General features: G+C 44.6%; 13 protein-coding genes. All 13 read left to right on the top strand.

The features are described from left to right. The first annotated feature begins 923 nt into the window (after positions 1-923). The 13 genes from mnmG (at position 924) to ACYTPF_RS10185 (ending at position 12,809) form a co-directional block, all read left to right on the top strand. A complete protein-coding gene (gene mnmG / locus ACYTPF_RS10125; RefSeq protein ID WP_179985101.1) occupies positions 924-2,825 on the top strand; it encodes a tRNA uridine-5-carboxymethylaminomethyl(34) synthesis enzyme MnmG in 1,902 nt (633 codons plus the stop codon). 315 nt (positions 2,826-3,140) lie between these two features. Further along, entirely contained in the window at positions 3,141-3,776 is a 636-nt protein-coding gene (rsmG, locus tag ACYTPF_RS10130) for a 16S rRNA (guanine(527)-N(7))-methyltransferase RsmG (RefSeq protein ID WP_461852127.1), read from the top strand. Between the two features lie 35 nt (positions 3,777-3,811). Then, positions 3,812-4,606, top strand: coding sequence for a ParA family protein (locus ACYTPF_RS10135; RefSeq protein ID WP_461852128.1), 795 nt, complete (start codon positions 3,812-3,814; stop codon positions 4,604-4,606). A 44-nt stretch (positions 4,607-4,650) separates the two neighbouring features. Further along, a complete protein-coding gene (locus ACYTPF_RS10140) occupies positions 4,651-5,529 on the top strand; it encodes a ParB/RepB/Spo0J family partition protein (RefSeq protein ID WP_461852129.1) in 879 nt (292 codons plus the stop codon). 206 nt (positions 5,530-5,735) lie between these two features. Continuing rightward, positions 5,736-6,122, top strand: coding sequence for an ATP synthase subunit I (locus ACYTPF_RS10145; protein ID WP_461852130.1), 387 nt, complete (start codon positions 5,736-5,738; stop codon positions 6,120-6,122). 101 nt (positions 6,123-6,223) lie between these two features. Further along, entirely contained in the window at positions 6,224-7,057 is an 834-nt protein-coding gene (atpB, locus tag ACYTPF_RS10150) for a F0F1 ATP synthase subunit A (RefSeq protein WP_012520223.1), read from the top strand. 99 nt (positions 7,058-7,156) lie between these two features. Beyond that, on the top strand, positions 7,157-7,378 hold the full coding sequence (gene atpE / locus ACYTPF_RS10155) for a F0F1 ATP synthase subunit C (protein WP_012520222.1): 222 nt from the start codon (positions 7,157-7,159) through the stop codon (positions 7,376-7,378). 45 nt (positions 7,379-7,423) lie between these two features. Then, entirely contained in the window at positions 7,424-7,894 is a 471-nt protein-coding gene (gene atpF, locus ACYTPF_RS10160; RefSeq protein WP_269917846.1) for a F0F1 ATP synthase subunit B, read from the top strand. A 14-nt stretch (positions 7,895-7,908) separates the two neighbouring features. Next, positions 7,909-8,442 carry a F0F1 ATP synthase subunit delta gene (atpH, locus tag ACYTPF_RS10165; protein WP_025257159.1) on the top strand — a complete coding sequence of 178 codons (534 nt, stop codon included), beginning with the start codon at positions 7,909-7,911 and terminating at the stop codon, positions 8,440-8,442. Between the two features lie 13 nt (positions 8,443-8,455). Continuing rightward, positions 8,456-9,997 (top strand): F0F1 ATP synthase subunit alpha, encoded by a 1,542-nt coding sequence (gene atpA / locus ACYTPF_RS10170; protein ID WP_269917847.1) that lies wholly within the window; start codon positions 8,456-8,458, stop codon positions 9,995-9,997. A gap of 58 nt (positions 9,998-10,055) precedes the next feature. Next, positions 10,056-10,916: a F0F1 ATP synthase subunit gamma gene (gene atpG, locus ACYTPF_RS10175; protein WP_012520217.1), complete on the top strand. Its 861-nt coding sequence runs from the start codon at positions 10,056-10,058 to the stop codon at positions 10,914-10,916. Between the two features lie 33 nt (positions 10,917-10,949). Continuing rightward, on the top strand, positions 10,950-12,335 hold the full coding sequence (gene atpD / locus ACYTPF_RS10180) for a F0F1 ATP synthase subunit beta (RefSeq protein ID WP_012520216.1): 1,386 nt from the start codon (positions 10,950-10,952) through the stop codon (positions 12,333-12,335). 60 nt (positions 12,336-12,395) lie between these two features. After that, on the top strand, positions 12,396-12,809 hold the full coding sequence (locus ACYTPF_RS10185) for a F0F1 ATP synthase subunit epsilon (RefSeq protein WP_012520215.1): 414 nt from the start codon (positions 12,396-12,398) through the stop codon (positions 12,807-12,809). Positions 12,810-12,892 lie beyond the last annotated feature (83 nt).

Here is a 12,892-nt window from a genome sequence, read left to right on the forward strand (position 1 = left end):
TCCTTTAGAAACGCTTCTTCTCTTTACAGTTTGTGTTATACGAATCCGCATTCCCACGCTTCGTTAGGAAACTCGCCAGCGCCTTCTGAGTGGGTAATTATCTATGCGGATTTGTATTAATTGAGATTGGATCAATCAATCTGTTGTCCAGTCGTTCAATCACATAATGCTGTTCCAAAACGTAAATACACACATCGATCCCGTTAATTTATACCATTGAATCATCTTACTGCTTCATATTCTGCTTTAAAATGTGACTGTATTTTGGGCAGTGCAGATATTTTTATTGAGAGAAATAGCTAATTTTGAAGAAAATAATTTCGTTGTTTATAAAATTGCGCACTTTTTTTAAAAGACACATTAACGAGATCTGGCGATCTAATCACAGCTTTTGGAAAAGATCTCCTCCACAATAAGATCACGCTATAACACGCGCAGTTACACGATCTTTAGATCACAATACATAAATAGCAAACATTTTATCCCCAGTTGGATCACATCTTGATCACCCCTGTGGATAGGATCCTACAAACCACTGTGTATAAGCTTTGATCCAAAAAAGTATAACTTTTAAAACAAATCAGGGTGTGGATAAAAAGGCTATTTATACACAAGTTTGAAGTAGGGTTATGGATCGGGGTTTCCCAATGTTATTGATCGCGTAACTTGATGATCTTTATGTGCTTTGATCGGTTACCCACAGATCTTCATGATCCTAATAAAAATAAAAATAAACAGATCTAAAAGAGATCTTAAGATCTTATAATCCGATCACACCTTTTCAAAAACAGGTTTTGAGGAAAATTTAATCATTTTCTTTATCCAATAAGTCAGATAAAATACGCGCCCTTTTTTCGACAGTCTTTACTTGAGAAAAATTAGTTTTCAATCGGCTTATCGTAAGTTAATAGTGAGGTTTAACCATGTTTTATGCTGAAGCATTTGATGTCATCGTTGTAGGTGGTGGACATGCAGGTACAGAGGCGGCACTTGCAGCTGCTCGCATGGGAGCAAATACGCTTTTGCTAACTCACAATATCGAAACGATCGGTCAGATGTCCTGTAACCCAGCAATCGGCGGGATCGGTAAAGGCCATCTTGTAAAAGAGATCGATGCGTTAGGCGGCGCTATGGCACTGGCTATCGACAAAGGTGGAATTCAATTTAGAACATTGAACTCTTCAAAGGGCCCAGCAGTACGCGCTACTCGTGCGCAAGCTGATCGCACACTGTATAAAAATGCTATTCGTGACATTGTTGAAAACCAAGAAAACCTGACGTTATTCCAACAAAGCGTCGACGATCTTATTGTTGAAAACGATCAGGTTTGCGGTGTGGTTACGCAAATGGGACTGAAATTTAAAGCTAAGTCAGTTGTGCTCACAGTAGGCACCTTCCTTGGCGGCACCATTCACATTGGTCTTGAGAACTATCGCGGCGGTCGTGCGGGCGATCCACCGTCTATTGCTCTTGCAGAAAGACTTCGTGCACTTCCGTTTCGCGTTGAGCGTTTAAAAACGGGGACGCCAGCGAGACTTGATGCACGCTCATTAGACTTTTCTGTGATGCAACCTCAGCCTGGTGACAATCCAACGCCGGTATTCTCGTTTATGGGTGATAGAAGTATGCACCCTACCCAGATCCCGTGTTACATCACACATACCAATGAAAAAACTCACGATATTATTCGCGGTGGATTAGATCGCTCACCAATGTTCACTGGCGTAATCGAGGGTATCGGTCCGCGTTACTGCCCAAGCATTGAAGATAAGATCACACGCTTTGCTGACAAGACATCGCATCAAATTTTTGTTGAGCCAGAGGGCTTAAACAGTATTGAGGTTTATCCAAACGGTATTTCAACCAGCTTGCCTTTTGACGTTCAAATGAATCTTGTCCGTTCGATCAAAGGTTTTGAAAATGCGCATATTGTTCGCCCAGGTTATGCGATTGAGTACGATTTCTTTGATCCTCGTGATTTAAAGCAAACATTGGAAACTAAATTCATCCAAGGTTTGTTCTTTGCAGGTCAGATTAACGGTACCACTGGCTATGAAGAAGCGGGTGCGCAAGGCCTTGTAGCGGGTGCAAACGCGGCACTGCAAGTTCAAGAGAAAGATCCACTGATTTTACGCCGAGACCAAGCATACATGGGCGTACTTATCGACGACTTAGCCACTATGGGGACGAAAGAGCCCTACCGCATGTTTACAAGTCGCGCTGAATACAGACTACTGCTTCGTGAAGATAATGCTGATAGTCGTCTAACGTCGATGGGCCGCGAGGTTGGTCTTGTTGATGATGCCCGCTGGGCGAAGTACAACGAGAAGATGGAAGCGGTTGAAGGCGAGCTACAGCGTCTACGCGGACAGTGGATCCACCCTGATCACGCAGCTACACCTGAACTCAATCCTATGTTGAAAAATCCGGTGAGCCGCGAGCATTCTCTTGAAGAACTGATACGCCGACCTGAAATGACTTATAGTCAGTTAATGGAAATTGAGAGCATAGGTCCTGGTCTTGATGATCCGATAGCGGCAGAGCAAGTTGAAATTCAAATTAAGTATGCGGGTTATATCGCCCGTCAAATGGATGAAATCGCCAAAACGCAGCGACACGAAAATACACTGCTTCCGGTTGATATGGATTTCAGCAAGATCTCTGGCTTATCGAATGAGGTGGTTGCCAAACTAACGGAAGCTAGACCAGAAACAATCGGTAAGGCCTCGCGTATTTCTGGTATCACGCCTGCGGCCATTTCTTTGCTGTTGGTTTACCTTAAAAAACACGGCATGTTGCGCAAGCAAGAAAAAATTAGTGCGTAAAACACGCGCTTGATTCATCAAGCTACTCGCAGCGCTTAGTTTTTCCTATTTATTCGCGTATTATGCTCGTTATAATTGCCTCAATTATGCGGAAACTAGAAAAACTAGGCGCTTTCATACAGTTCTATTGTTCCCCTTTATTAGCGTCGTGCGGCTTTTACTCAAAGTACATTTAATTTGTACGTGAATAAGTCGCATTGATCAGCGATGATAAAAGTGTGACAAATGCATAAAACAAATTGCGGTTCGCCGCTAATGTTTATGTTAAAGACTAAGTTAAGACAAAGACTCCAACGCGAACAGACAGATTTTTCAATGACGATACAGCAAGAATTGCACACCATTTTGGTTTCTGGACTTGATGCTCTTTCACTTGATTTGAGTGACAAGCAACATCAACAGTTAGTCGACTATGTGCTGCTTATGGATAAATGGAACAAGGCGTATAACCTCACATCCGTTCGGGATCCAAAGCAAATGATGGTAAAACATATTCTGGACTCGTTAGCGATTGTCCCTTTTCTTGAGGGTGACAATATCATTGATGTTGGTACAGGCCCTGGCCTTCCGGGTATGCCTTTAGCTATCGCTTTTCCAGATAAATCTTTTACGCTGCTCGATTCATTGGGTAAACGCGTACGATTTATGACGCAATGTGTGCATACACTTGGGTTAACTAACGTAACTCCAGTACAAAGCCGCGTAGAAGTGCACAATGGCGACACGCCTTATGATATTGTGCTAAGTCGAGCTTTCGCTTCGCTAAAAGATATGTTGCACTGGTGTCAGCATCTGGTAGATTCTGAAGGGCAATTTTTGGCGCTTAAAGGTCAGTTTCCAAAAGATGAGATAGAAGAAGTGAGCGATCACTTCCATGTGAGTAAGACAGAAAACCTCACTGTGCCAAATTTAGTAGGTGAAAGACATCTGGTTTGGCTTAAAAAGAAATAGCCAAAAAATAGAAAAAGACGAAAACAGGATCTAACGTGGCTAAGGTAATCGCGATCGCGAATCAAAAAGGTGGTGTTGGGAAGACAACCACCGCAGTTAACGTGGCAGCGTCAATGGCAGCAACCAAACGCAAGGTGTTGCTGATTGATCTCGATCCACAGGGTAATGCCACCATGGGAAGCGGCGTTGATAAATACGACGTCGAGTCTACGGCATTTGAATTGTTGATTGAAGAACAGCCCATTAACGACGTTATCGTTAAAGCGACAAGCGGTAAGTACGATCTCATCGCCGCGAACGGTGATGTAACCGCAGCAGAAATTAAGCTGATGGAAATGTTTGCCCGTGAAGTAAGGCTTCGCAATGCGCTAAAGCCAGTTATGGACTATTACGACTTTGTCTTTATCGACTGCCCGCCTTCACTCAACCAGTTAACCGTGAACGCCTTAGCTGCAGCTGATTCGGTAATGGTGCCTATGCAGTGCGAATACTATGCACTTGAAGGGCTTACGGCCCTTATGGATACCATTCAAAAATTGGCATCAGTGGTGAATCCTGAATTGAAGATTGAAGGCGTATTGCGTACTATGTACGACCCGCGCAATCGCCTAGCTAACGACGTTTCAGAACAGTTGAAGCGCCATTTTGGCGAACAGGTTTATCGTACGGTTATTCCGCGCAATGTTCGCTTGGCTGAAGCGCCAAGTTTTGGTGCGCCAGCGATGTACTATGATAAGTCATCGACAGGTGCTAAAGCCTACCTAGCATTGGCCGGTGAAATACTGCGCCGTAGGGACAAAACATCGCCTAAACAGGCAAAAGCTAGTTAAACACAATAAGCTGAATACCATCAGCACATGCCATAGAGGACACTATGTCAGCACGTAAAAGAGGCCTTGGCCGCGGTTTAGATGCGCTACTCGCAACCAGCCAATCATCTGCTCAGAAAGAACAAGATGTCGCCGAGGTAAATTCATCCAACGGCGAGTTAAGCAAACTGCCTATTGAATACTTAGTGCCAGGCAAATATCAGCCTCGTAAAGACATGTCGCCTGAGGCGTTAGAAGAATTAGCCTCGTCAATTCGAGCACAAGGTATAATTCAGCCTATTGTAGTCAGAAAAGTCGACGAGCACCGTTATGAAATCATTGCTGGTGAACGTCGCTGGCGCGCTTCACAGCTAGCACAACTAGACGAAGTGCCGTGTTTAGTCAAAAACGTACCTGATGAAGCCGCCGTTGCCATTGCGCTTATCGAAAATATTCAGCGTGAAGACCTCAATGCAATGGAAGAGGCTCAGGCTCTAGACCGTTTAATGAACGAGTTCGCGCTGACTCATCAAGAAGTGGCCGAAGCGGTGGGCAAATCACGTACCACGGTGACAAATCTACTTCGCCTGAATAATTTAAACGATGACGTGAAATTGTTAGTTGAGCATGGCGATATTGAAATGGGTCATGCTAGAGCGCTGTTAGCGCTAGAAGGTGAAACTCAGTCAGAAACGGCGCAAGTAGTGTCGGGCAAAGGTCTTACCGTGCGCGATACTGAAAAGCTTGTTAAAAAGCTTTTAGAGCCCGCTAAACCTAAGCCAGAGAAGAAAGTTGACCCTGACGTGCAAAACCTTATGACACGACTTTCAGAAAATTTGGGCACACCTGTGAGCATTGATCACAATGCAAAAGGCAAAGGTAAGCTAACGATTAGCTTTAGCGACCTTGAACAATTAGATGGAATTATCTCTAAAATTCAATAGGTTAAAATAATAATAATTGAGATGATCTCTTTGCCTACCCGCAATTGATACGCTGTTCGGTGCTAACACCGGACACTCTCCTTTCCGGTTATAGCAATAGAAAATTTTCAGAATAACTTTCAAAAAGCGTTGTACTGTTGAAAATTGTCGGTAAAACAGTATACTTCTGACGCTTTTTGTAAGACGTGAACAAGCTGCGAGTAAAAGTGACGAACAAGTTAGCAAAGCGCGGGTTAAAACTCGCAAAAAAAGGGCTACTTTTTCAGGCTGTCACGGCCCTATTCGTTACGGTCATCGCAGGTGCTGCAGGGGGAAGTCATTCCGCCATGTCGGCAGCAGCAGGCGCTTTAATCAGTATCCTGCCCAATAGTGTTTTTATGGCTTTCGCGTTTCGATACGTAGGTGCAAGTAAAAACCAACTTGTTGCACGAAGTTTTAGCCAAGGCTCAAAATTGAAGCTGGCACTGACAATCATTTTATTTGTAATTGCTTTTAAAGGTTTAAACGCCACGCCATTAGAAATTTTCATGGCATTTGTGATTACAACTGCTAGCCACGGGCTAGCTATGTTTCATTACGGTACGAAGCAATAAAGACAACGCGAGTCGTTGCGATAACGAAAACCATGTTTTCGACCGAATGAGATATAAGAACCAGTCACCAAATTTTTACACTTTACAACTTGGGTTAAACAATGGCATCTGAATATACTACCTCAGAATACATCAAGCACCACTTGACCAATGCCACCATGTGCTCAACCGACAACGGAATTGCGTTTAACAAAGCGTGTTCTGATGCCGGTTTTTGGGCATGGCATGTTGATACACTGGCATGGTCTATTGGTCTTGGTCTTCTTTTCTTAATCATTTTTAGAAGCGTTGCATCAAAAGCGACAACGGGCGTACCTGGCAAAATGCAGGCGTTTGTTGAGCTTGTTGTCGAGTTCGTTGACGACAACGTTAAAAGCACTTTCCATGGTAAGAGCGCATTAATCGCGCCATTAGCACTGACCATCTTTGTATGGGTATTGCTAATGAACCTAATGGACTTGGTGCCAGTTGATTTAATTCCATGGGTATCTGGTCTTATCGGCCAAGCGGCTTTTGGCATGGATCCACACGACGTTTACAACAAGGCAGTGCCAACCACTGACCTTAACTTGACGTTCGCACTGGCTTCAGGCGTGTTTATCCTTATCCTTTTCTATTCAATCAAGATGAAAGGTATCGGTGGTTTTGCGAAAGAGCTAACTATGCAGCCTTTCGGTCACCCAATCTTTATTCCGGTGAACTTTATTCTTGAGACGGTTACTTTGCTTGCGCGCCCGCTTTCACTAGCACTGCGTTTGTTCGGTAACCTTTATGCGAGTGAGCTAATCTTCATCCTTATCGCGACGATTGGCTACTTCCAGCTTCCACTGCACTTCATGTGGGCTGTGTTCCATATTTTGGTACTTCCGCTTCAAGCGTTTATTTTCATGATGCTAACCATCGTGTATTTAAGCCTGGCGTGTGAAGACCACTAAGCATTAACGGGTGTCGATCCTAATTTGTAATCGGCACCGTTTTTACAGAGTTTGACTTTTAAACATTAACTTTAAATTTAACTTAAATCGGAGACGTAAATGTTATACATCGCTGTTGCACTACTGATTGGTCTTGGTGCCCTAGGTACCGCTATTGGTTTCGGTCTACTAGGTGGTAAATTCCTAGAATCTGCTGCTCGTCAACCTGAACTAGCACCTCAACTACAAGTTAAGATGTTCATCGTAGCGGGTCTTATCGACGCCATCGCGATGATCGGTGTTGGTATCGCTCTATACCTATTGTTCGCTGTTGGTGCCTAATATTACTAAACACTTTTTTAGCGAACTTTAAGAGGAGGGGCGATTGTGAATTTTAACGCCACTTTTATTGGTCAATTAATCGCCTTCGCTGTGTTCGTGGTGTTCTGCATGAAATATGTATGGCCTCCACTAATGGCAGCGATTGAAGAACGTCAGAAGAAAATTGCCGATGGGCTTGAAGCTTCTGAACGTGCAGAGAAAGACCTAGAGCTTGCTCAAGCGAAAGCTACTGAGCAATTGAAAGATGCGAAAGCGCAAGCAGCTGAAATTATCGAGCAGGCTAAAAAGCGTGCCAACCAATTGGTTGACGATGAAACGCAAAAAGGTCATGCGGAACGCGAAAAAATTATCGCTTCTGGTTATGCCGAGATTGAAGCTGAACGCAATCGTGCCAAAGAAGATTTGCGCAAGCAGGTTTCTGCACTTGCAGTAGCTGGCGCACAGCAAATCTTACAACGTGAAATCGATGCTAACGCACAAAACGACATTGTTGAAAAACTTGTCGCTGAGCTTTAATTGGGAGATGAGCCATGTCTGAATTGACTACTGTTGCTCGTCCTTATGCTAAAGCTGCTTTCGATTTTGCTGTCGAGAAAAATGCCGTTGCAAAATGGCAAGAAATGCTCACCTTTGCAGGTGAAGTAGCAGTAAATGAAGATATGCACCAGTTGCTAACTGGTGCTATCGCCGCTGATACGCTAGCCGACATTTTTAATAATGTGTGTGGTGAGCAACTCGACGAACACGGTCAAAACCTAGTAAAGGTTCTGGCTGAGAATAAACGTTTAGCCGCGTTGCCTGAAATTTCTACTTTGTTTGACGCATTTAAAGCGGATTACGATAAAGAAGTAGAAGTGGACGTAACCTCAGCATCTACGCTGACTGATGCCCAAACAAATGAATTGGTAGCATCTTTGGAAAAACGTTTGGCACGTAAAGTGAAGCTTAATTGTAACGTGGACCCTGCCCTGATCGCTGGAATGGTAATAAATGCCGGTGATACAGTAATTGATGGTTCCGTAAAGTCGAAATTGAACCGTCTAGCAGACGCGTTGCAAGCATAACGGGGATAAGAGCATGCAACTTAATTCCACTGAAATTGCTGAACTGATCAAAAAAAGAATTGAACAGTTCAATGTAAGCAGTGAAGCACGTAATGAAGGTACTATCGTCGCAGTAACTGACGGTATTATCCGCATTCATGGCCTTGCAGATGTAATGCAGGGTGAAATGATTGAGCTTCCTGGAAGCCGTTACGCAATTGCACTAAACCTTGAGCGAGACTCTGTAGGTGCAGTTGTTATGGGTCCTTACGCGGACCTGAAAGAAGGCGATAAAGTACAATCTACTGGCCGTATTCTTGAAGTACCAGTAGGTAACGCACTTCTTGGTCGTGTTGTAAACACACTAGGTGAGCCTATCGATGGTAAAGGCGCAATCGACGCAGCTGGTTTCGAGCCAGTTGAAAAAATTGCTCCTGGCGTAATTGAACGTCAATCAGTAGACCAGCCAGTACAAACTGGTTATAAGTCAGTTGATGCCATGATCCCAGTAGGTCGTGGTCAGCGTGAGCTTATCATCGGTGACCGTCAGTGTGGTAAAACAGCAATGGCTGTTGACGCTATCATCAACCAAAAAGGTACAGGCATTAAATGTGTGTATGTAGCGGTTGGTCAGAAAGCGTCTACTATCGCTAACGTAGTACGTAAACTAGAAGAGCACGGTGCCCTTGACCACACTATCGTGGTTGCAGCATCTGCTTCTGAGTCTGCAGCGCTTCAGTACCTAGCGCCTTACTCTGGTTGTACTATGGGTGAATACTTCCGTGACCGCGGTGAAGATGCGCTAATCGTATATGATGATTTGTCTAAGCAAGCTGTTGCTTACCGTCAAATCTCACTACTACTTAAGCGTCCACCAGGCCGTGAAGCTTACCCAGGTGACGTATTCTACCTTCACTCACGTCTACTAGAACGTGCTGCACGTGTAAACGAGCAATACGTTGAGCGTTACACTAATGGTGAAGTGAAAGGTAAGACAGGTTCATTGACTGCGCTTCCTATTATCGAAACGCAAGCTGGTGACGTATCTGCATTCGTACCAACTAACGTAATCTCAATTACCGACGGTCAGATCTTCCTAGAAACTGACTTGTTTAACGCAGGTATCCGTCCAGCGGTTAACGCTGGTATCTCGGTATCTCGTGTTGGTGGTGCTGCACAGACTAAAATCATCAAGAAATTGGGTGGCGGTATCCGTCTAGCCCTAGCTCAGTATCGTGAACTTGCGGCGTTCTCGCAGTTTGCTTCTGACCTTGATGATGCAACTCGTGAGCAACTTGAGCACGGTGAGCGCGTAACTGAGCTAATGAAGCAGAAGCAGTACGCTCCACTATCAATTGCTAACATGGGTGTATCTCTGTTCGCGGTAGAAAAAGGTTTCCTTAAGGGTATCGAGCTGAACAAAATCCTAGATTTTGAAGCCGCTCTTCACTCTTACATGAACAGCGAACACGCTGACCTTATGAAGACTATCAACGAATCAGGTAACTACAACGACGAGATTGCCTCTAAGTTGAACGACGCTTTAACAAACTTTAAAGCGACACAAACTTGGTAATCAATGGTGCTGGTGTTTAACCACCAGCGCAATTCGTTGAGTAATCGGAGAGATAGTCATGGCCAGCGGTAAAGAAATAAAAGGTAAGATTGGGAGTATCAAAAATACTCAAAAGATTACCAGTGCGATGGAAATGGTTGCTGCGTCTAAAATGAAAAAGGCGCAGGAACGTATGGCTTCTGGCCGTCCATATGCACAAAATATGCTTAAAGTGATTGGTCACATTGCAAACGGTAACCTTGAATATCGCCATCCATATTTGGAAGAGCGTGAAGTCAAGCGCGTCGGTTACATTGTGATTTCCACTGACCGAGGCTTATGTGGTGGCTTGAACACCAATGAATTTAAGCTCGTCACCCAAGACGTCAAAAAATGGCGTGAACAGGGTGTAGAAGTGGATTTCGCTGCATTAGGTTCTAAAGCGTGCAGTTTCTTCAACCGTTTTGGTGGCAAGTTGCTTGCTGCTGAATCTGGTTTAGGTGACAAGCCGTCTGTGAGCGATGTAGTGGGTGTTGTACGCGTTATGCTTAAAGCGTACGACGAAGGACAAATTGACCGAGTATTCTTGGTATTCAATGACTTCGTTAACACCATGACACAGAAACCTGTGATCAATCAGTTATTGCCTTTGCCAAAGTCAGAAGACGAAGAATATCAACATCGTTGGGACTACATCTACGAGCCAGATCCAAAAGAAATTTTGGAAGCACTAATGGTTCGTTACATTGAGTCTCAGGTGTATCAGGGTGTTGTAGAAAACGCGGCGTCAGAACAAGCTGCGCGAATGGTTGCCATGAAGGCAGCAACCGACAACGCCGGTAACCTCATTGATGAGTTACAACTGGTATATAACAAAGCGCGTCAGGCTGCAATCACACAAGAAATCAGTGAGATTGTTAGCGGTGCCGCAGCGGTGTAGGCAAAGGTTTAAAAGAGATAACGAGGACAAATTATGAGTCAAGGTAAGGTCGTCCAAATCATTGGCGCCGTTGTGGATATTGAATTTCCACAAGATGCGGTACCAAGAGTTTATGACGCACTACGAGTTACCGAAGGTGACTTGTCAGGTCTAACCCTGGAAGTGCAACAGCAATTAGGTGGCGGTGTTGTTCGTGGCATCGCACTAGGTACTACTGACGGACTAAAACGTGGTCTTACAGTAGAAAATACCGGTAACCCAATCATGGTTCCAGTTGGTACGAAGACACTAGGTCGTATCATGGACGTATTGGGTAACCCAATCGACGAAGCAGGCCCAATTGGTGAAGAAGAGCGTATGTCTATTCACCGTGAAGCGCCTAGCTACGAAGATCAGTCTAGCTCGGTAGAACTACTAGAAACTGGTATCAAAGTAATCGACTTGGTTTGTCCATTCGCTAAGGGTGGTAAAGTTGGTCTATTCGGTGGTGCGGGTGTAGGTAAAACTGTAAACATGATGGAACTTATCCGTAACATCGCAATCGAGCACAGCGGTTTCTCAGTATTCGCAGGTGTTGGTGAGCGTACTCGTGAGGGTAACGATTTCTATCACGAAATGAACGATTCAAACGTACTTGATAAAGTATCGCTTGTATACGGTCAGATGAACGAGCCACCGGGTAACCGTCTACGTGTTGCACTTACCGGTCTAACTATGGCTGAGAAGTTCCGTGACGAAGGTCGTGACGTTCTATTCTTCGTAGATAACATCTATCGTTATACACTAGCAGGTACTGAAGTATCAGCACTTCTAGGTCGTATGCCATCTGCGGTAGGTTACCAGCCTACTCTTGCAGAGGAAATGGGTGTACTTCAGGAACGTATTACGTCAACGAAGACTGGCTCAATCACGTCAATCCAAGCGGTATACGTACCTGCGGATGACTTGACTGACCCATCTCCAGCGACAACCTTTGCTCACTTGGATGCAACGGTAGTACTTTCTCGTGATATCGCCTCTCTTGGTATCTACCCTGCGGTAGACCCACTAGATTCAACGTCTCGTCAGTTAGACCCACTAGTAATCGGTCAAGAGCACTACGACGTAGCACGTGGCGTACAGACTGTTCTTCAGCGTTATAAAGAGCTGAAAGACATCATCGCGATCCTAGGTATGGACGAACTATCTGAAGAAGACAAGCAAGTAGTATCACGTGCTCGTAAGATTCAGCGTTTCCTATCTCAGCCGTTCTTCGTAGCAGAAGTATTTACCGGTGCACCTGGTAAATATGTTTCTCTAAAAGACACAATCAGTGGTTTTAAAGGCATTCTAGACGGTGAGTATGATCACCTTCCAGAGCAAGCCTTCTACATGGTTGGTTCTATCGAAGAAGCGCTAGAGAAAGCCAAGAAAGCATAATAGCGGGGCTAGCATTAGCTAGCCTAGCATCATGCTAACGTACCTAATCAGGAGGTTCACATGGCAATGACAGTACATTTGGACGTAGTAAGCGCGGAGAAAGCGATTTTCTCAGGACGCGTTGAATCGATTCAGGTGACAGGTAGCGAAGGTGAATTGGGTATTAACCCAGGTCACGCGCCACTTATCTCTGCTATTAAACCTGGTATGGTGCGTTTGGTTAAACAGCACGGTGAAGAAGAAGTTATCTATGTTGCAGGTGGTGTACTAGAAGTACAGCCTAACAACATTACCGTACTGGCTGATACCGCGGTTCGAGCTGAAGATCTTGACGAGCAGGCAGCACAAGAAGCCAAACGACGTGCAGAAGAGCACATCGCCAATCCAGGCGCTGACTTTAACTATGCAGAAGCAGCTCACGAGCTTGCAGAAGCAATTGCACAACTTCGTCTTATTCAGAAGTTACGCAAGTAAAAAGCACAGCTTTGAAAAAACCCGCCAACTGGCGGGTTTTTTATTGTCGAACGAAAAGTAAACGTTCACATTCCCTTACGTTT

It is taken from the genome of Alteromonas sp. HB246098 (assembly GCF_054890645.1).

What these genes read in the sequence shown, in the direction of transcription:
- atpA (WP_269917847.1), top strand. Translation starts at nt 8,456, where the DNA reads ATGCAACTTAATTCCACTGAAATTGCTGAACTGATCAAAAAAAGAATT.
- atpE (WP_012520222.1), top strand. Translation starts at nt 7,157, where the DNA reads ATGTTATACATCGCTGTTGCACTACTGATTGGTCTTGGTGCCCTAGGT.
- rsmG (WP_461852127.1), top strand. Translation starts at nt 3,141, where the DNA reads ATGACGATACAGCAAGAATTGCACACCATTTTGGTTTCTGGACTTGAT.
- mnmG (WP_179985101.1), top strand. Translation starts at nt 924, where the DNA reads ATGTTTTATGCTGAAGCATTTGATGTCATCGTTGTAGGTGGTGGACAT.
- atpB (WP_012520223.1), top strand. Translation starts at nt 6,224, where the DNA reads ATGGCATCTGAATATACTACCTCAGAATACATCAAGCACCACTTGACC.
- atpD (WP_012520216.1), top strand. Translation starts at nt 10,950, where the DNA reads ATGAGTCAAGGTAAGGTCGTCCAAATCATTGGCGCCGTTGTGGATATT.
- ACYTPF_RS10140 (WP_461852129.1), top strand. Translation starts at nt 4,651, where the DNA reads ATGTCAGCACGTAAAAGAGGCCTTGGCCGCGGTTTAGATGCGCTACTC.
- ACYTPF_RS10185 (WP_012520215.1), top strand. Translation starts at nt 12,396, where the DNA reads ATGGCAATGACAGTACATTTGGACGTAGTAAGCGCGGAGAAAGCGATT.
- atpG (WP_012520217.1), top strand. Translation starts at nt 10,056, where the DNA reads ATGGCCAGCGGTAAAGAAATAAAAGGTAAGATTGGGAGTATCAAAAAT.
- atpH (WP_025257159.1), top strand. Translation starts at nt 7,909, where the DNA reads ATGTCTGAATTGACTACTGTTGCTCGTCCTTATGCTAAAGCTGCTTTC.